An 18687-nucleotide genomic window follows, 5' to 3' on the forward strand; every position below is an offset into this window, starting at 1 on the left:
CATTCTATGACGTAAGATTTTGAATGAAAGCGACACGCGTTCGGATAACCGTCATTTAGCGATGCATGACACACGGAAAACCGGACGCACCATCCCGCGGCACGGTGAATAAGCTACCTCGCCGGGCCCGGCTCTCTTACAATAGCCACCTTGTTGATTGGTAAAGGCTTCTGCCGCGCGCCGAAGCCAAGGATCTGGATCACCCATGTTGCGATTGTCTGAAATCAAACTGCCGCTCGACCACCCGGAAGCGGCGCTGCGCCAAGCCATCGTGGCTTACCTGGGCGTGCCCGAGGCCCAAGTGGGCAGCTTTACCGTGTTTAAACGCAGTTACGACGCGCGCAAATCGGCGATGCAGCTGATCTACATCGTCGATGTCGAGGTGGAGGGCGAGGCGGCCCTGCTGAAAAAATTCGCCAGCGACGTCCACGTCGTGCCGACCCCGGACATGAGCTACCACTTCGTCGGCCAGGCGCCCAGCACTCAGGGCAGCCGGCCGGTGGTGGTCGGCTTCGGCCCCTGTGGCCTGTTCGCCGGGCTGATCCTGGCGCAGATGGGCTTCAAGCCGATCATCCTGGAGCGCGGCAAGAAAGTGCGCGAGCGCACCAAGGACACCTGGGGACTGTGGCGCAAGAACGTGCTCAACCCGGAATCCAACGTGCAGTTCGGCGAAGGCGGCGCCGGCACCTTCTCCGACGGCAAGCTGTACAGCCAGATCAAGGACCCGCGCTACCTCGGCCGCAAGGTGCTGGAAGAGTTCGTCAAGGCCGGCGCCCCCGAGGAAATCATCTACGTCAACAAGCCGCACATCGGCACCTTCCGCCTGGTCAGCATGATCGAGAAGATGCGCGCCAGCATCGAGGCGCTGGGCGGCGAGATCCGTTTCGAGCACAAGGTGACCGACGTGCTGATCGAAGACGGCCCGGCTGGCCGGCAGATGCGCGGCCTGGTGCTGGCCAACGGCGAGCAGATCCTGTCCGACCACGTGGTCATGGCGCTCGGCCATAGCGCGCGCGATACCTTCGAGATGCTGCACGCACGCGAGGTGTTCATGGAGGCCAAGCCGTTCTCGGTGGGCTTCCGCATCGAGCACCCGCAAACGCTGATCGACAAGGCGCGCCTCGGCAAGTACGCCGGCCACCCCCTTCTGGGCGCGGCCGACTACAAGCTGGTGCATCACGCCGGCAACGGCCGTTCGGTGTACAGCTTCTGCATGTGCCCGGGCGGGCAGGTGGTGGCGGCCACCTCCGAACCCAACCGCGTCGTCACCAACGGCATGAGCCAGTACTCGCGGGCCGAGCGCAACGCCAACGCCGGCATCGTGGTCGGCATCACCCCGGCCGACTACCCCGGCAGTGGCCCGCTGGCCGGCATCGTGCTGCAGCGCGAGCTGGAGTCGCGCGCCTTCGTGCTGGGCGGCGGCACCTACGAGGCGCCCGGCCAGCTGGTGGGCGACTTCCTCGCCGGCCGGCCGTCCAGCCGTCTCGGCACGGTCACGCCGTCCTACCAGCCGGGCGTCAAGCTGGGCGACTTGTCCAGCGCGCTGCCCGACTACGCCATCGCCGCCATGCGCGAGGCGATCCCGGCCTTCGACAAGAAGATTCGCGGCTTCGCCATGAACGACGCGGTGCTGACCGGCGTGGAAACCCGCACCTCGTCGCCGCTGCGCATCACCCGCGGCGAGGATTGCCAGAGCCTGAACGTGCGCGGCCTGTTCCCCGCCGGCGAAGGCGCCGGCTACGCCGGCGGCATCCTGTCGGCCGGGGTCGACGGCATCAAGGTGGCCGAGGCAGTGGCGCGCAGCATCCTGAAGCTGGCCTGAGCCAGCCGCCGGACAATCTCGCCAGAAACAAAAACCCCGTCACGCTGACGGGGTTTTGTCTTGTCCGGCCGCTTGGAACCGGTTCAGGATCTATTGCGAGCGGCCCTCAGCGGGGTGAAGAGCAGCACAGAAACCGGAATGTACTGGAGTACATGAGGATTTCGCGCAGCGCATGAACCCCGATCAGGGATCGCGCAGTAAGATCATGAACTGGTTCTTACTTCTTGGCCGGTTCGCGGCCCCTGCCCGGCGGAATGATCGAGCCCGGCTCCACCACCTTCTGCTTGGCCTGCTTCGGTTTCTTGACTTCCTTGTTGCTGCGCACTTGACCTTTAGCCATGGGATATCTCCTGGCAGTGCCGGCATCGTGTCCTGCCCCGGCACTACGGTAAGGCTGTTGAAGGTGTCTCCCTGTAGCGGTGCCGACGGTGACCCCGCATAAGCAGATGATAGGCCGTCCGCCCGCCGCGGATAGCATTATCTTGCGCGGCCGCCAACTTGCGCCGCGCCTGACCCTGCCGTGCCGTGGCCGGCTTTGCGGTATCATCGCCCACTATCCGGCTGCCGCGCCGCCCCATCATGAGACCGACATGAACCAGACCGTCCCCGATACCCTCAAACCCTGCAACAAGTGCGGTTCGCGCGCCGAGCTGATCAAGAGCGGCTCGCGCCGCTACTGGGTGCAATGCACGCGCTACGCCGGCAACGGCAACTGCAACGCCATCGGCGCGCAGGCCGACAACAAGAAGGAAGCGATACACAACTGGAACAGCACGCGCTGAGAACCTGCTCACGCTCTTGCTGCGCGTCCCTGATCGGGGCTCATGTGCACTGCGTGCGAATCTATCGCTGAGCCAATCTCTGCGTGCCAATCTTCGATTGGCTCAGCGATAGATGGGCAGGCAGAGATTCGCTCAGCGATCAGAAAGCCTCATGGACTCCATGTCCATTCCGGTTTCTGCGTGGCTCTTCACCCCGCTGAGGGCCACTCGCGACAGCGCGTGAACAGCTACTGGAGAGCGTGTGAATAAATCTGCTGCGCTCACAACGATTTCTTTCCCACGCTCCGCGTCGCTGCTGGATACACAGGACTTAGGACACTCCCCCATGTTCGCCTGGTTCGAAAAACGGTTGCACCCCTACCCCGACACGCCGCCGGCCCAGCCCCCCCAGGGCTTCTTCCCCTTCGTCTGGTCCTGCACCCGCGGCCTGCGGCCCTTGATCGCGGCAATGACCTCGCTCACCGCGCTGATCGGCGCCTTCGAGGCACTGCTGTTCTCGATGCTGGGCTCGGTGGTGGACTGGCTGAGCAAGGTACCGCCGGCGCAGCTGTGGCAGACGCAGCAGCACAACCTGCTGCTGTTGGCCGGCATCCTGCTGGCCAGCCCGCTGTTGATCGCGCTGCAATCGCTGTGCAAGTACCAGGGCCTGGCCGGCAATTTCCCGATGCTGCTGCGCTGGAACTTCCACCGCCACCTGCTCGGCCAGAGCATGAGCTTCTACCAGGACGAATTCGCCGGCCGGGTCTCGGCCAAGGTGATGCAGACCGCGCTGGCGGTGCGCGAAACGGTGATGATCGTCACCGACATCCTGGTGTTCGTGGTGATCTACTTCGTCACCATGGTGGCGGTGGTGGGCCGTTTCGACCTCACACTGATGCTGCCCTTCCTCGGCTGGCTGGCGCTCTACGTCGCCACGCTCGCCTTCTTCGTGCCGCGCCTGGGGCGTGCCGCCAGCGCCCAGGCCGACGCGCGCAGCCTGATGACCGGGCGCATCACCGACGCCTACACCAACATCGCCACCGTCAAGCTGTTCTCGCACGGCCAGCGCGAGGCCGGCTTCGCCAGGAGCGCGATGCAGGAGTTCATGCTCACCGCCTACCGACAGATGCGGCTGGTGAGCGGTTTCGAGGTCACCAACCACGCCCTCAGCATGGCGCTCATCGCCAGCACCGCCGGCGCCACGCTGTGGCTGTGGAGCCAGGGCCAGGTCGGCGTCGGCGCGGTGGCCGCCGCCACCGCGATGGCGCTGCGGCTCAACGGCATCTCGCACTGGATCATGTGGGAGATGTCGAGCCTGTTCGAACACATCGGCACGGTGCAGGACGGCATCGCCACGCTGTCGCGCAGCATCGCCGTCACCGACAGCCCCGACGCCAAGCCACTGCAAGTGACGCGCGGCGAGATCCGCTTCGAGGCGGTCGACTTCGGCTACGGTGGCACCAACAAGGTGATCGACCAGCTCACCCTGACGGTGCGCCCGGGCGAGAAGATCGGCCTGGTGGGGCGCAGCGGCGCCGGCAAGTCGACCATCGTCAACCTGCTCCTGCGCTTCTACGACGTAGAAGGCGGCCGCATCCTGATCGACGGCCAGGACATCGCCCACGTCACGCAGGACAGCCTGCGCGCCCAGGTCGGCATGGTGACGCAGGACACCTCGCTGCTGCACCGCTCGGTGCGCGACAACCTGCTGTACGGCCGCCCTGACGCCAGCGACGAGCAGATGGTCGCCGCCGCGCGCCGTGCCGAAGCACACGACTTCATCCAGACGCTGACAGACCCCAAGGGCCGCCACGGCTACGAGGCCCATGTCGGCGAGCGCGGCGTCAAGCTGTCTGGCGGCCAGCGCCAGCGCGTGGCGATCGCCCGCGTGATGCTGAAGGACGCGCCGATCCTGCTCTTGGACGAAGCCACCAGCGCGCTCGATTCGGAAGTGGAAGCGGCAATCCAGGGCAGCCTGTACCGCCTGATGCAGGGCAAGACCGTGGTGGCGATCGCGCACCGCCTCTCCACCATCGCCGCGATGGACCGGCTAGTCGTGCTCGACCGCGGCCAGATCGTCGAGGAAGGCACGCACGCCGCGCTGTTGGCGCAGGGCGGGCTGTACGCGCGGCTGTGGGCGCACCAGAGCGGCGGCTTCCTCGGCGAAGAGGCGGAGGACGACGAGACCGTGGCGGCCGGCTAGCCGAGTCCGGCACCACCGTGCCAGCCTGAGGCCCGGGTTGGCCGAAGCCGGGCTGACACCGGGTTTTTCCGCCTGGCGCGCCGGCTCGGCAGCCGGGCCTCACCGCGGGCGCCGGCCATCCCGGCGCACGTGCTGCATGGCAACAAACCAACAGAACCATCACCTGAATGCCGATGTAACGGCGTCCCCCTCTCGATTGACCGATTAACGAACATATTTTCGATAATCGGAATTGTCGTCACCTAGCCCTGTTGCTACATTTTGAGCGCCCCCCGTCCTCACACCCGCAGGACGACGGGCCGCCCTCCACCCGGGGGCAAAACAAGACCCGACGGTCGCGCCGCGACATCACCGCCCCGCACGCCGTCCCTGACCAGACCCTCGGCCGCGCGCACCGCGGCACCGGGACGCCAGGCCAGCGCACTGCTTCACACCCAATAAAAACAACACCTTGTAACAACGCGATAAAACAGCGACGACGCAATGCAGACGCCGTCGCCAGAAACGAATGGAGAACAACAGGATGTCGACTACCCCCACCCCCCTGACGGCGACCGCCCCCTCCGGCAGCGTCGGCGACAAGATCCGCAGCGCCTTCGCCATCGGCAAGATGCGCTGGGGCATGCTCGCGCTGGTCTTTTTCGCCACCACGCTGAATTACATCGACCGCGCCGCGCTGGGCGTGATGCAGCCGGTACTGGCCAAGGCCATGGACTGGACGGCGCAGGACTACGCCAACATCAACTTCTGGTTCCAGGTCGGCTACGCCATCGGCTTCGCCGCACAGGGCCGCTTCATCGACATGGTGGGCGTCAAGCGCGCCTTTGCCCTGGCGGTGCTGCTGTGGAGCATCGCCGCGGCGGCCCACGGACTGGCCGCCTCGGTGGTCGGCTTCATGGTCTGCCGCTTCTTCCTGGGCCTGGCCGAAGCCGCCAACTACCCGTCCTGCGTCAAGACCACGCGCCTGTGGTTCCCGGCCGGCGAACGCGCCATGGCGACCGGCATCTTCAACGCCGGCACCAACGTCGGCGCGATGCTGACCCCGCTGATGCTGCCGTTCATCCTCTCGGTCTGGGGCTGGCAGGCGGCGTTCTACACCATCGGCTCACTCGGCGCCGTCTGGCTCGTGTTCTGGCTGCGCAACTACTACAACCCGGAAGAGCACCCGCGCGTCAGCCAGCAGGAACGCGACTACGTGCTGCAGGGCGTCGAGCCGGCACCGGAGAAGGTGCCCTACTCGCGCATCCTGACGATGCGCGGCACCTGGGCGTTCGCGCTGGCCTTCACCATCACCGCGCCGGTGTTCTGGTTCTACCTGTACTGGCTGCCGCCGTTCCTGAACCAGCAGTACCACCTGGGCATCAGCGTGACGCAGATGGGCCTGCCGCTGATGGTGATCTACTTGATGGCGGACGTCGGCAGCATCGGCGGCGGCGCGCTGTCGTCCTTCATGATCGGCCGCGGCATGGCGCCGGTGCGTGCCCGCCTGGTCTCGATGCTGATCTGCGCGCTGTGCATCAGCTCCATCGTGCTGGCCGCCGGCGCCAGCAGCCTGTGGATGGCGGTGCTGGCGATCTCGGTCGCCATCGGCGCCCACCAGGCCTGGACCGCCAACATCTGGAGCCTGGTGATGGACTACACGCCCAAGCACGTGGTGAGCTCGGTGTTCGGCTTCGGCGGCATGATGGGCGCCGTCGGCGGCATGTTCATGACGCAGCTGGTCGGCTATGTGCTGACCACGACCCACAACAACTACGCCGTGCTGTTCACCATGATCCCGGCCGCCTACTTCATCGCGCTGGCCTGGCTGTACTTCATGGCGCCGCGCCAGGTGGAAGACACCGCCGCGTAAGAACCTGTTCACGATCTGTCACGAGCGGCCCTCAGCGGGGTGAAGAGCAGCGCAGAAACCGGAATGTACAAGTAGTACATGAGGATTTCCGATCGCTGAGCGAATCCCTGCGTGCCAATCTTCGATTGGCTCAGCGATAGATTCGCACGCAGTGCACATGAGCCCCGATCAGGGACGCGCAGCAAGATCGTGAACAGGTTCTAAGCGCGCCCTTCCCCGGTGGCGACGAGCCGGTCGCATCGACCCGCCTGCCGCCCGCGACGGGCCGGCGCCGGCCCGTCGGCTTTTTCCCGCCCCCGCTTCCCGCCCTGCCCCCTCCCCGCCAAACCGGCACGCCCGCCACAGTACGGCGCCGATCCTCAGCGGCGTCATGATGCCGCCGCGTCAAATGTGTTAAAAACACCTCTACGCCTCCTCACTTACCCTTTTGGCAAGGCCGAAACCGCATGTCATCCGCTGCCCCTCTTCCCGACCTTGCCGCGCTGCTGGCGCAACGGGTCGATCTCGATCCGGCCGAGCTGGCACGGTACGACCTCGAGCAGCACCCGGCGCTGGCCGACACCGCCCTCCTCGGCACCGCGCTGCACGACTTCCTCCAGCGCCAGCCGGAAACCGGCGAGCGCTTCGGCGACGCCGTCGACGCCGAGCTGCGCCAGCTGGTCGAGCACAAGGTAAACCACTTCGCCACCCTGCTGACGCGGCCCTGGGCCGGGGAGTCGCTCGACGCCGGGCTGGCGCTGGGACGGCAACAGCACGAGTACGGACTCTCCACCGCCTGGCTCAGCAGCGCGCACCGGGTCTATCTCGACCACCTGGAGCAGCGCGTGGGCGGCCTCGCCCTGGCGGCGGACGAGCGCGCCGGCCTGACCGCGGCGCTGCGCAAACTGGTGTTCTACGATCTGCTGCTGCAACTGAGCGGCTACCACGCCGGGGCGGAAGCGGTGAGCCAGGGCGAGGCGCAGCGGCTGGCGCGCCTCAACCGCCTCTACATCACCTTGAGCCAGGTCAGCCACATCGCCGCGCGCAACGTGCGCCACCTCGGCTCGCGCGAGCTGGCGGCGCAGACCCTGCTGCGCGAGGTGTGCGAAACCGTGGTCGAGCACGGTGGCATCCACATGGCCTGGGTCGGCTTCATCGATGCGGCGTCGCAGCGCATCGAGCCGTTCGCCTGGGCCGGCGCCGACGCCGCGCGCTACCTGGGCGGCATCACGGTGTCCGTCGACCCGGCGCGGCCGGAAGGCCAGGGCCCCTCCGGCCGCGCGGTCCGCAGCGGGCAGCTGCAACTGCTCGAGGACTCGCTCAACGCCCCGGGCTATCACGCCTGGAGCCAGCACGCGCTGCGGCAGGGCTTCCGCAGCAGCGTGGCGACGCCGCTGTGGCGCGACGGCGCGGTGATCGGCGTGCTCAACCTGTACGCCGCCGCGCCCGGCTTTTTCGGCGCGGAAGAACAGCGCCTGGCCAAGGCCATCGCCGACAAGATCGACCTCGCGCTGGGCCACCTCGACGACCTGGAACGGCAGCGCCAGGCCGAGGCCCGGCTGCTACACCAGGCCACCCACGACCCGCTCACCGGCCTGCCCAACCGCACCCGCCTGTTCCACCGCCTGGAACAGGCGCTGCAGGCGGACGCCGCCGACCGGCTGACGGTGCTGATGCTCGACCTGGACGGCTTCAAGGACATCAACGACCTGTTCGGCCACAGCGCCGGCGACACCCTGCTGTGTCGCATCGCCGAGCGCCTGCGCGCGCTGTGCCGCCCCGCCGACGTGGTGGCGCGCATGGGCGGCGACGAGTTCGTGGTACTGCTGGAACAGCTGCCCGACCCGCACACCGCGCGCAACGCGGTGGAACAGATCATCAGCGCCGTGCGCCGCCCGGTGCCACTGCCGGACGGCGAGGTCAGCGTCAGCACCAGCATCGGCATGGTGACCGGCAGCGCCGGCGTCAGCGCCGATACCCTGCTGCGCCAGGCCGACATCGCGCTGTACCGCGCCAAGTCGCTCGGGCGCGACCAGTACTGCCTGTTCGATGACGAGCTGGAACGCCAGCTCAAGCAGCAGCAGACGACGCGCCACGCCATCCGCGCCGCGCTCGACGGCGACGAGCTGGCGCTCTACTACCAGCCCAAGGTCGACCTGCAAAGCGGCGCGGTGATCGGCGCCGAGGCGCTGATCCGCTGGGTGGTGAACGGCGAGGTGCGCGCCCCCGGCCGCTTCCTACCGGCGCTGGAAGGCACCGAACTGCTGGGGCAGATCGACAGCTGGGCGATCCGCCACGCCATCGCCCATGCCGCTCACTGGCACCGCCACGGCCTGCCGCTGCAGATCTCGGTCAACGTCTCCGCCATCTCGCTGCGCCGCCCGGCGTTCTTCGGTGAATTGCGCGCACTGCTCGCCGAGGCCGCCCTGCCGCACCAGGCGCTGCAGCTGGAAGTGCTGGAATCGGTCAGCCAGGACAGCCTGCAGTACATCATCGACTGCCTGCAGGCCTGCAAGGACATCGGGGTGTCGCTGGCGCTCGACGACTTCGGCACCGGCGCCTCCTCGCTGCTGCACCTGCAGCGCATCCAGCCCGACGTGATCAAGATCGACCAGCGCTTCGTGCGCTCGATGCGCGAGCAGCCGGAAAACATCGCCATCATCAAGAGCGTCAGCACCTTCTCCCAGCTCTCCGGCCGCACCGTGATTGCCGAGGGGGTGGAAACCGAGGCCATCGGCCAAGACCTGCTGGCGCTCGGGGTGCGCTTCGGCCAGGGCTACGCCATCGCCCGGCCGATGCCGGCGACGGACTTCCCGGTCTGGGTCAGCCAGTGGCGCCCGCCCGCGGCGTGGCGATGCCACGTCACGGCTGCATCCTGACCCGACCTGCTGAGTGGAAGGGTTGGCCGAAGAGGAGGCTGCCGTTGCTTTAGCTGGATACGGTGGGGCTTGATAGCCGCGGCTCTACCGAGCGCGGCCAGTGGGCTGATCGACTAAGTTGCGAGTCCCGCCCCGCTGGCGGGTTAAGGGCATTGCGTGGCCAATGCCCTTAACCATCCCAAGGCCACCCCCACGACTATTCCTTCGCGACGCTACGCTTGCCTCGCTCAGTCACGCCCTTCGGGTTCCCGTGTGAAAGCTGGCTGGCAAGGCGCTGGCGAAACTCGCCATTCGCTAGCGTCGAATGGCTCAAACAGCCGCCAGCTTAAAACCTTGCCAGCCAGCCTTCGCCCGGCGGCGATCAAGGGGGACCGGGCACGTCGTCTACGTGGTTACCCCGGACACTCAATCAAGCGGCCCAGTCTTCGTTCCAGTGAATATCGCTAAGTAGCCTTGGACGACCCTAACCCCTCAACCACCTTATCCACAGGTTTTCTGAATCTGCCCATTTATCCACAAACCAGCGTGTTGCCGCAGCAGTAGCCCCCATCGCAAGCCGCCGAGTGAAACGGTTTGGCAAGGTCTTAAGCGGCTGGCTGTTCGACGCCGGGCGACATTAGCGCCCGGCTAGTTCCAGCCGCGCCTTGCCAAAGTGTGTCGCGAGGGAACCCGAAGGGCGGTTTGCCGGGGTGGCCTTTGGGGGTGAAGGGGGGCTTTGGCCACGCAAAGCCCCCTTCCCGCCAGCGGGGCGGGACCCGCAGACCTGACACATCACCATCCTCTCTCAAGAAAGAGGACATCAACAACAAAGCCCATCGGCCATGAGGCACGATGGGCTTTCTCATCACAACAACGGCACCAACCGCCGCGCCAACTATCCAGCGCTTACGACCGCGCCGCAGCCACCACCGGGCGGCTCTTGCTCCACGGCGTGCCGAACAGGCGCGAGCGGGCCCAGCCGACCACCAGCAGAGCCAGTGCCAGCACGCCGGTGCCGATCACCTCGATCTGGTGCTCCGGACGGATCGCCATCATCGCCACCACGCCGCAGATGAACAGGATCACCGCCCAGGTCAGCCACGGGAACAGCCACATCTTGAACGCCGGGGTCTCGCCCTTGGCGATCATGCGCTGGCGCATGCGCAGCTGCGAGATGGCGATCACCAGGTACACCAGCAGGGCGATGGTGCCGGAGGTGGCGAGCAGGATGTCGAACACCGCCTTCGGCATCAGGTAGTTGGCGATCACGGTGAGGAAGCCCACCACCATCGAGCCCAGCACTGCCTTCTGCGGCGTACCGTTGGCGGCGGTTTCGCCGAACTGGCGCAGCGCGTCACCACGGCGGGAGAGCGAGTACAGCATGCGCGAGGCGGTGTAGAGCGCCGAGTTGAGGCAGCTCGCCACCGAGATCAGCACCACCACGTCGACGATGGCCTTGGCGTTGGGGATGCCGATCAGTTCCAGCGTGCGCTGGTAGGAGCCGGACGAGGCCAGCAGCGGGTCGTTCCACGCCACCAGCGCGGTCACCACGAAGATCGAGCCCAGGTAGAACAGGCTGATGCGCCATACCACCGAGTTGGTGGCCTTGGTGATCTGCTGCTGCGGGTTGTCCGATTCGGCGGCGGCGATGGTGACGATCTCGGTGCCGAGGAAGGTGAACATGGTGGTCAGCATCGCGCCCAGCACCGCGCCGAAGCCGTTGGGCATGAAGCCGCCGTGGGCGAACAGCTGCGACACCCCGCTCACCTGGCTGCCCGGGATGAAGCCCATGATGGCGGCGCCGGTGATGGCGAGGAAGGCGACGATCGCCACCACCTTGACCAGCGCGAACCAGAACTCGAACTCGCCGTAGTTCTTCACGCTGAACAGATTGGTGATGGTCAAGAGCACGGTGATGCCGAGCGCGAACAGCCACATCGGCACGCCGGCAAACCAGGTGTGCAGGATGGTGGCGGCGGCGTTGGCCTCGAGCGGGATCACCAGCACCCAGAACCACCAGTACAGCCAGCCGATGATGTAGCCGGCCCAGTGGCCGATGGCACGGTCGGCGTAGGTGGAGAAGGAACCGGTATCCGGCGCCGCGACGGCCATCTCGCCCAGCATGCGCATGACGAGGACCACCAGCAGACCGGCGATGGCGTAGGCGATCAGCACCGCCGGGCCGGCCTCGGCGATGGCGTGGCCGGAGCCGACGAACAGGCCGGCGCCGATCACCCCGGCGATCGACAGCATGGTGACGTGACGTTGCTTGAGGCCGTGACTCAGGCCCTGGGATGAAACACTCATGAATAGATTCTCCTGACTACCCGGCCCTCGTGCGCGGAACGCGCCGGGGCCTGTGCTCGGCTGCGGCAAGGGAAGCGGCGGCCGGCGTGTTATCGGTTTTTTTTGTGCATGGGGAAATGCAGGGAGTGAGTGTAAGCGCGGATTGGCGATACAATTAGACCCAATCCGGTTTTTTTGATGGAGCCATTTCGGCCCGCACGCCCATGTCGCCACGTCCCAGCCCCGCCGCCTCGGCCACGCCGCCGCTCCTGGCCGACCTGCTGCAACAGCATTTCGACCCGGCCAGCAGCGAGCCCAACAACCAGCAGCTCTACCGTCTGCTGCGCGACGCCATTCTGCAGGAAGCGCTGCCGCCGGGGCTGCGCCTGCCCTCGTCGCGCCAGCTCGCCGCCGAGCTCGGGCTCGCACGCAATACCGTGATCCACGTTTACGAACGGCTGGGGGCGGAGGGCTACGTCTCGGCCGGGGTCGGCCAGGGCACCTTCGTGCTCGACACCCGCCCGGACAAGCTCGCCAGCCGCGATGCCCCCGGTCCGGCCCGGCCCGCGCCGGCTACCCCGGAGGCGGCGATCTCGCGCCGTGGTGCCGAGCTGGTGGAACAGGCCGGCGCCGGCGAGAAGCAGTGGGGCGCCTTCATGCCAGGCGTGCCGGAAGTGCGCACCTTTCCGTCGCGCACCTGGATGCGGCTGCACAACCGCCAGTGGCGCAAGCCGCAGCCGGACCTGCTGACCTACGCCGTCGGCCCCGGCCTGCCGGCGCTGCGCAGCGCGCTGGCCGACTACCTGCACAGCTCGCGCGGGGTGCGCTGCACGCCGGAACAGATCATCGTCACCAACGGCTCGCACTCGGCGCTGCAGCTGATCGCACTGCTGCTGGGCGATGCGGGCGACACGGCCTGGGTGGAGAATCCGGGCTACTGGGGGGTGCACAGCGTGTGGCGCAGCGCCGGGCTGGCCACGCTGCCGGTGCCGGTGGACAACGAGGGGCTGCAGGTGGACGAAGGCGCCCGGCTCGGGGTGCCGAAGCTGATCTACGCCTCGCCCTCGCACCAGTACCCGCTGGGCGCGGTGATGAGCCTGGCGCGTCGGCGCCGTCTGCTGGCGTACGCGCGCCGCCACGACAGCTGGATCGTCGAGGACGACTACGACAGCGAATTCCGCTACGGCCACCCGCCGCTGCCGTCGCTGCAGGGGCTGGACGACCACGGCCGGGTGATCTACCTCGCCACCTTCTCCAAGGTGATCTACCCTGGGCTGCGGCTGGGCTACATGGTGGTGCCGGAGGCGCTGGTGGAATGCTTCCAGACCGGACTGTCGGAGCTGTTCCGCGGCGGCCAGTACCTGACCCAGGCAGTGCTGGCCGACTTCATCGCCGAGGGCCACTTCGTCTCGCACATCCGCCGCATGCGCCACCTCTACGCGGCGCGGCGCGAGGCGCTGCTGTCGGCCATCCGCCAGCATTTCGGCGACAGCCTCGCCATCCACGACGGCGCCGCCGGGCTGCACCTGGTGCTGGGCCTGCCGGAAGGCAGCGACGACCGCGCCGTCGCCGCCGCAGCGCTCGCGCGCGGCATCCTGACCCGGCCGCTGAGCGCCTACTACCGTGGCGACGCCGCGCACCTGCCCGGCCTGCTGCTGGGCTACGCCCACGTCGACGAGGACGACATCGCGCGCCACTTCGCCACGCTGGCCGGGGCGATCGGGTTGTAGCGAGGATCAGAACCTGTTCACGATCTGTCGCGAGCGGCCCTCAGCGGGGTGAAGAGCAGCGCAGAAACCGGAATGGTCTGGAGTACATGAGGATTCCTGATCGCTGAGCGAATCACTACGTGCCAATCTTCGATGGGCCCAGCGATAGATTCGCACGCAGGGCACATGAGCCCCGATCAGGGAGGCGCAGCAAGATCGTGAACAGGTTCTCAGCGCGCCAGCGGCTTGAACCATGGCCGGCCCTGCGGCGCCGGCAGGCGGTAGCGCTTCGCCAGCGCCTCGTAGAAGCCCTGCTGGTTGAGCTGATGCAGCGCCTGGTTGAAACGGTCGCGCACCGCGGCGTCGTGGAAGGCCAGCCGGTACGGCGTGGGCGGGAACAGGGCGAACGGGCACAGCGACGGTGCGGTGTCGAGGCCGGGGCCGAGTTCGTCGTTGAACTGCAGGAAGATGTTGATGTCCGTCACCGCGACGTCGGCGCGGCCGCTGTACAGCAGGCGGTTGAGGGTGATCTGCGGCGATTGCTCGACGTAGTCGGGATTGCCCGCCGCCATCGCCGCGTAGTCCCGACCGAGAAAGCGCCGCGCGTTCTGGAATGCCGCCACCCGGTAACGGCCGAGGTCCGGCACGGCGTCGAGCCGAATCTGACGGCGGCACAGCGTGATCGCGGTGTTCTGGTAGGTGATGTAGGGATCGGACAGGTAGCCGCCGTCGTTGGCGATGGCCGCGTCCACCCGCCCGGCGGCGAGCCACTCCTGGGCGCGCTTGTTGGGAGCGAACAGCACCTGCGGCTGGTAGCCGGCGCCACGCAGCGCGGCGCTCACCAGCTCGTACTCCACCCCGCGCTGCTCCTCCGCCATCACGTACGGCGCCTTGGTCTCGCCGATGGCCACGCGCAATGGCCCGCCCAACGGAACGGCACCGGCCAGCGCCGGCAGCAACGCGCACAGCAAGGCCGCCCAACGGCGGCCCCGGTGCCTGGTGTGGATACCCTTCATGACCTTACATCCCGAAGACGAGCGCGCCGGCAGCGCCGGCACCGTGGCATTTATATGGCATGGCATTGTGCATCGCTGCGGCCGGGGTGCCATGAGCCAGATCAACCCCCGCCGCCTGCCGCATAGGCAAAAGGTTGGCCGAAGCCCCAGTGAAGCTTCGGCCAACCTTTTGCCACCCGGCGATCAGCGCCGGGCATTGTAGCCCAACCGCGCCACCGCGTCGGCAGTGCGCGGCGCGACGCCGATCAGGCCACGGCGCTTTTCAGGATCTGGTACAGCTCGTCCTTGAGCTTGAGCTTTTCCTTCTTCAGGTTCTCCACGTCTTCGGCGCTGCCCGCCTCGAGGTGCGCCTCGATGTTCTTGATCTGCTGGTCCAGCGCGTTGTGCTTGTCGAACAGGCGGGCGAAATGGGCGTCTGCGGTCTTGAGCTGGCTGATACGGTCGCGAAATTCGGGAAACATGACATCCTCCAAAGGTGGCGGGCCGCGCGGCGGCGGCAGGGGTTTCATGCCATGTTAGACGCCCCCCACGCCGCCGTTCTTGATTTAACGCAGAGAACCACCTGCGCGTCTCACCCCGTCAGCATCGGCCGCACCCGGCCCGTTGCGGGGCGACGAACGCGGCCACACGGAAGGGCGCAACCGGCCCCTGGCCGCCCCCCCCTCCCACCGCACGGCACGCGGCCCGTTCGGCCCCCGTGCTCAGGCCGGCGCCGCGCCGGCGTCCTCCTGCTGCAACACGTCGATCAGGCGGTGCAGCCCGTCGGTCAGCGCCCGCACCGAGCCTTCCAGGTCCCAGTCGTCGTGCCCCGGCTTCACCACGTTGGAAATGGCGCGGATCTCCACGAAACGCTGCCCTTCCTGCAGGCAGACGTGGAAGAACGCCGCCCCCTCCATGTTCTCGATCTCCACCTCGCGGCTATCGATGAAGGGCGCCAGCGCCGCGTTCAGCGACACGCTCCTCGCTTGCGCAAAGCCGGCCGGCAGCGCCGGGCACGCCAGGGTATGACGGCGTTCGAACGCCATGTCGAGCGGCAGATGCGCCAGGTGGGTGAAGCCCTCCGGCGTGAAGAAGCCCAGATCGCCCTCCACCTCCGACGCCACCAATACCACGTCGCCGATCCGCAGCTCGGCGTGCGGATACACCCCGGCCACGCCGGCCAGGATGATGACGTCGGGCTTATGCTGCTGGATCGCCTTCAGCGTGGCATAGGCGGTGGCGGTCAGCCCGACGCCGGAGACCACGCTGGTGACGCCGGGATGGGAAAACAGGCTCGCCTCGGTGGCGGTGGGAAACAGCACGGTGATGTTCATGGCAATCCAGAAGTTCTGAGCGTAGCGACGCCGGCATTGTAAAACGGATACGCCGGGGCAGCAGCCGGCCCTATCCACCGGCTATAGTGAACCGAAGAACCGGTCCACGATCTGCCGCGCGCGGATCGCAGGCGCGGTGGAGCACCGCGACGACGGGCTCCGGCACCGGCTGCCGCCCCCTGAACTCCGCCCCGGCGCACGGCATGGAGGAACGCCATGAAGTACGAGAGCATTCTGGACGCCATCGGCCACACCCCGCTGGTGCGGCTGAACCGCCTCGCCCCGCCGCAGGGCGCGCTCTACGCCAAGCTCGAATTCATGAACCCCGGCGGTTCGGTCAAGGACCGCATCGGCCAGTTCATGGTGGGCGAGGCCGAGCGCCGCGGTGAGATCACGCCGGGCGGCACCATCGTCGAATGCACCTCGGGCAACACCGGCATGGGGCTCGCCATGTTCGCCGCGGCACGCGGCTACCGCACCGTGTTCACCATCGCCGACAAGCAATCGCGCGAGAAAATCGACATGCTGCGCGCGATGGGGGCGGAGGTGATCGTCTGTCCCACCGACGTGCCACCGGACCATCCGCGCCAGTACATCGAGGTGGCGCGCCAACTGGCGGCCGAGATTCCCGGCGCCTTCCTGTGCAACCAGTACCACAACCCGGACAACACCCAGGCGCATTACGTCAGCACCGGCCCGGAAATCTGGCACGACACCGCCGGCAAGATCACCCACTTCGTCTGCTGCATGGGCACCTGCGGCACCATCAGCGGCATCGGCCGCTACCTCAAGGAGCAGAACCCGGCGGTGCAGGTGATCGGCGTCGATCCGGAAGGCTCCATCCTGTACGACCTGTTCCACAGCGGGCGCGAGGTCGAGCCGCACGTCTACCAGCTGGAAGGCATCGGCGAGGACTTCGTGCCGGGGGCGCTGGACTGGAGCGTGATCGACGACGTGGTGCAGGTGAACGACAAGGACAGCTTCCTGATGGCGCGCACCCTGGCGCGTTCGGAAGGCATCTTCGCCGGCGGCTCCAGCGGCGCGGCGATGCTGGGGGCGCAGCAGGTGGCGCGGCGGCTCGGACCGGACGACCTGATGGTGGTACTGCTGCCGGACGGCGGCCGGCAGTACCTCGGCAAGATCTACAACGACGACTGGATGCGCGCCAACGGCCACCTCGAGGCCCGGCCCGGCCGCACCGTGGCCGACGTGCTGCGCGCCAAACCGTCGCGCCGGCTCGCCACCGCCGCCCCGGCCGACGCGCTGCGCGACGCGCTGCAGCGCATGCGCGACCTGCCGTGCGCGCAGCTACCGGTGTTCGACGGCGACGCGCTGCTGGGCACGCTGTACCGCCAGGACCTGATCGACGCCCTGCTCGCCGGCAAGGCGCTGGACGCGCTGATCGTGCGCGAACTGCTGCGCGAACCGCTGCCGGTGCTTGCCGCCGACGCCCCGTTCGACGAGGTCGCGCGGCGCGTGCCGAGCCAGGTGCCGGCGCTGCTGGTGCACACCGGCGCCGGCTACGACATCGTCACCCAGGGCGATCTGCTGCGGGCGCTGACCGCCACTCACTAGCGAGGCAACCATGCGTTTCTCCACCAAGGCCATCCACGCCGGGCTGGCGCCAGACCCGGCCACCGGCGCCGTCATGACCCCGGTCTACCTGACCTCCACCTTCGCGCAGCAGGCACCCGGCGTGCACCAGGGCTACGACTACGCGCGCACCGCCAACCCCACGCGCAGCGCGCTGGAGGCCAACCTGGCGGCACTGGAGGAAGGCGCCTACGGCCTGGCGTTCGCCAGCGGACTGGCGGCCGAATCGGCCATCCTTCAGACACTGTCGAGCGGCGACCACGTGCTGTGCGGGCAGGACCTGTACGGCGGCACCTACCGCCTGATGACCCAGGTGTTCGCCCGCTTCGGCATCGCCTCCCGCTTCGTCGACGCCACCGACCTCGCCGCGGTGGAAGCCGCCTTCACCCCCGCCACCAGGCTGCTGTGGCTGGAGACGCCGAGCAACCCGCTGCTGACGGTGTGCGACATCGCCGCGCTGGCCCGGCTCGCGCACGCGCGCGGCGTCACGGTGGTGGTAGACAACACCTTCGCCTCGCCCTACCTGCAGCAGCCGCTGACACTCGGCGCCGACCTGGTGCTGCACAGCACCACCAAGTACCTGGGCGGCCATTCCGACGTGGTGGGCGGCGCGCTGGTGACCAACGACGAAGCGCTGTACCAGACGCTCAAGTTCCTGCAGAACGCGGTCGGCGCGGTGCCGGGGCCGATGGACTGCTTCCTGGTGCTGCGCGGCATCAAGACGCTGGCGCTGCGCATGCGCCAGCACTGCGCCAACGCGCTGGAACTGGCGCAGCACCTGGAGGAGCATCCCGAGGTGGCGCGGGTGCACTACCCCGGCCTGCCGTCCAGCCCCTGGCACGAGCTGGCGCGGCGCCAGATGTACGCCTTCGGCGGCATGATCTCGCTGGAACTCAAGGGCGGCACCGAGCGCAGCGCCCGCTTCACCACCCGCACCCGGCTGTTCGCGCTGGCCGAGAGCCTGGGCGGGGTGGAGTCGCTGATCAGCCTGCCCACCACCATGACCCACGCCGCCATCCCGCCGGAGCAGCGCCACAAAGCCGGGCTGCCCGACGCGCTGGTGCGGCTGTCGGTGGGACTGGAGGATGTCGAAGACCTGATCGAGGACGTCGATCAGGCGATCGCGGCGTCAGCGCTGTAGGGCGGAAACCCCGCTACGCGGGGTGTTCCGCCGAGAATGGCGCCACATCGCAGAGGGAAAGGCATTCCGCCAACACGCCACCGCCAAACTGCATGGGCAAGACAATGGCGGATCGCCCCGGTCACACCGGGGCATCCGCCCTACGGGGGCACGA

The 18687-nt window shown here is 67.7% G+C and carries 13 protein-coding genes; 8 read left to right on the forward strand and 5 right to left on the reverse strand.

All coding sequences use genetic code 11. The features are described 5' to 3' along the window. The first annotated feature begins 205 nt into the window (after positions 1-205). Complete coding sequence (locus B9N72_RS01295; protein WP_085274643.1) at positions 206-1822, forward strand: NAD(P)/FAD-dependent oxidoreductase; 1617 nt, start codon at positions 206-208, stop codon at positions 1820-1822. A gap of 217 nt (positions 1823-2039) precedes the next feature. Here B9N72_RS01295 and B9N72_RS21555 read toward each other — a convergent pair whose 3' ends face one another. Next, the gene (locus B9N72_RS21555) at positions 2040-2162 is read right to left on the reverse strand and encodes a hypothetical protein (RefSeq protein WP_008954593.1); all 123 of its coding nucleotides are present in this window, start codon (positions 2160-2162) and stop codon (positions 2040-2042) included. Positions 2163-2412: 250 nt separating this feature from the next. Here B9N72_RS21555 and B9N72_RS01300 point away from each other — a divergent pair, with 250 nt between their 5' ends. From B9N72_RS01300 to B9N72_RS01315, 4 genes are all read left to right on the forward strand, one after another. Continuing rightward, complete coding sequence (locus B9N72_RS01300) at positions 2413-2604, forward strand: Lar family restriction alleviation protein (RefSeq protein WP_085274644.1); 192 nt, start codon at positions 2413-2415, stop codon at positions 2602-2604. Between the two features lie 325 nt (positions 2605-2929). Beyond that, complete coding sequence (locus B9N72_RS01305) at positions 2930-4786, forward strand: ABC transporter ATP-binding protein (RefSeq protein ID WP_085274645.1); 1857 nt, start codon at positions 2930-2932, stop codon at positions 4784-4786. A gap of 523 nt (positions 4787-5309) precedes the next feature. Beyond that, on the forward strand, positions 5310-6638 hold the full coding sequence (locus B9N72_RS01310) for an MFS transporter (RefSeq protein ID WP_085274646.1): 1329 nt from the start codon (positions 5310-5312) through the stop codon (positions 6636-6638). A 446-nt stretch (positions 6639-7084) separates the two neighbouring features. Further along, positions 7085-9496 carry an EAL domain-containing protein gene (locus tag B9N72_RS01315; RefSeq protein WP_085274647.1) on the forward strand — a complete coding sequence of 804 codons (2412 nt, stop codon included), beginning with the start codon at positions 7085-7087 and terminating at the stop codon, positions 9494-9496. 885 nt (positions 9497-10381) lie between these two features. Here B9N72_RS01315 and gabP read toward each other — a convergent pair. Then, positions 10382-11782: a GABA permease gene (gene gabP / locus B9N72_RS01320; RefSeq protein WP_085274648.1), complete on the reverse strand. Its 1401-nt coding sequence runs from the start codon at positions 11780-11782 to the stop codon at positions 10382-10384. 203 nt (positions 11783-11985) lie between these two features. On the opposite strand from gabP, the gene pdxR reads away from it, so the two are divergent. Beyond that, positions 11986-13491 carry a MocR-like pyridoxine biosynthesis transcription factor PdxR gene (gene pdxR / locus B9N72_RS01325; protein ID WP_085274649.1) on the forward strand — a complete coding sequence of 502 codons (1506 nt, stop codon included), beginning with the start codon at positions 11986-11988 and terminating at the stop codon, positions 13489-13491. A 209-nt stretch (positions 13492-13700) separates the two neighbouring features. Here the strand turns inward: pdxR and B9N72_RS01330 are convergent, their stop codons facing one another. From B9N72_RS01330 to B9N72_RS01340, 3 genes are all read right to left on the reverse strand, one after another. Continuing rightward, positions 13701-14486 (reverse strand): substrate-binding periplasmic protein, encoded by a 786-nt coding sequence (locus B9N72_RS01330; RefSeq protein WP_085274650.1) that lies wholly within the window; start codon positions 14484-14486, stop codon positions 13701-13703. Positions 14487-14731: 245 nt separating this feature from the next. Further along, positions 14732-14947: an HP1242/YdcH family protein gene (locus tag B9N72_RS01335; RefSeq protein ID WP_085274651.1), complete on the reverse strand. Its 216-nt coding sequence runs from the start codon at positions 14945-14947 to the stop codon at positions 14732-14734. A gap of 240 nt (positions 14948-15187) precedes the next feature. Continuing rightward, the gene (locus B9N72_RS01340; RefSeq protein WP_085274652.1) at positions 15188-15799 is read right to left on the reverse strand and encodes a phosphorylase family protein; all 612 of its coding nucleotides are present in this window, start codon (positions 15797-15799) and stop codon (positions 15188-15190) included. A gap of 216 nt (positions 15800-16015) precedes the next feature. Here B9N72_RS01340 and B9N72_RS01345 point away from each other — a divergent pair, with 216 nt between their 5' ends. After that, entirely contained in the window at positions 16016-17374 is a 1359-nt protein-coding gene (locus B9N72_RS01345) for a pyridoxal-phosphate dependent enzyme (protein WP_085274653.1), read from the forward strand. A gap of 10 nt (positions 17375-17384) precedes the next feature. Further along, positions 17385-18533: a cystathionine gamma-synthase gene (locus tag B9N72_RS01350; RefSeq protein ID WP_085274654.1), complete on the forward strand. Its 1149-nt coding sequence runs from the start codon at positions 17385-17387 to the stop codon at positions 18531-18533. Positions 18534-18687: the final 154 nt, after the last annotated feature.

The sequence above is a fragment of the Pseudogulbenkiania subflava DSM 22618 genome, assembly GCF_900177275.1.
GTDB lineage: Bacteria > Pseudomonadota > Gammaproteobacteria > Burkholderiales > Chromobacteriaceae > Pseudogulbenkiania > Pseudogulbenkiania subflava.

What these genes read in the sequence shown, in the direction of transcription:
- pdxR (WP_085274649.1), top strand. Translation starts at nt 11,986, where the DNA reads ATGTCGCCACGTCCCAGCCCCGCCGCCTCGGCCACGCCGCCGCTCCTG.
- B9N72_RS01305 (WP_085274645.1), top strand. Translation starts at nt 2,930, where the DNA reads ATGTTCGCCTGGTTCGAAAAACGGTTGCACCCCTACCCCGACACGCCG.
- B9N72_RS01350 (WP_085274654.1), top strand. Translation starts at nt 17,385, where the DNA reads ATGCGTTTCTCCACCAAGGCCATCCACGCCGGGCTGGCGCCAGACCCG.
- B9N72_RS21555 (WP_008954593.1), bottom strand. Translation starts at nt 2,162, where the DNA reads ATGGCTAAAGGTCAAGTGCGCAGCAACAAGGAAGTCAAGAAACCGAAG.
- B9N72_RS01340 (WP_085274652.1), bottom strand. Translation starts at nt 15,799, where the DNA reads ATGAACATCACCGTGCTGTTTCCCACCGCCACCGAGGCGAGCCTGTTT.
- B9N72_RS01310 (WP_085274646.1), top strand. Translation starts at nt 5,310, where the DNA reads ATGTCGACTACCCCCACCCCCCTGACGGCGACCGCCCCCTCCGGCAGC.
- gabP (WP_085274648.1), bottom strand. Translation starts at nt 11,782, where the DNA reads ATGAGTGTTTCATCCCAGGGCCTGAGTCACGGCCTCAAGCAACGTCAC.
- B9N72_RS01335 (WP_085274651.1), bottom strand. Translation starts at nt 14,947, where the DNA reads ATGTTTCCCGAATTTCGCGACCGTATCAGCCAGCTCAAGACCGCAGAC.
- B9N72_RS01330 (WP_085274650.1), bottom strand. Translation starts at nt 14,486, where the DNA reads ATGAAGGGTATCCACACCAGGCACCGGGGCCGCCGTTGGGCGGCCTTG.
- B9N72_RS01295 (WP_085274643.1), top strand. Translation starts at nt 206, where the DNA reads ATGTTGCGATTGTCTGAAATCAAACTGCCGCTCGACCACCCGGAAGCG.
- B9N72_RS01315 (WP_085274647.1), top strand. Translation starts at nt 7,085, where the DNA reads ATGTCATCCGCTGCCCCTCTTCCCGACCTTGCCGCGCTGCTGGCGCAA.
- B9N72_RS01300 (WP_085274644.1), top strand. Translation starts at nt 2,413, where the DNA reads ATGAACCAGACCGTCCCCGATACCCTCAAACCCTGCAACAAGTGCGGT.
- B9N72_RS01345 (WP_085274653.1), top strand. Translation starts at nt 16,016, where the DNA reads ATGAAGTACGAGAGCATTCTGGACGCCATCGGCCACACCCCGCTGGTG.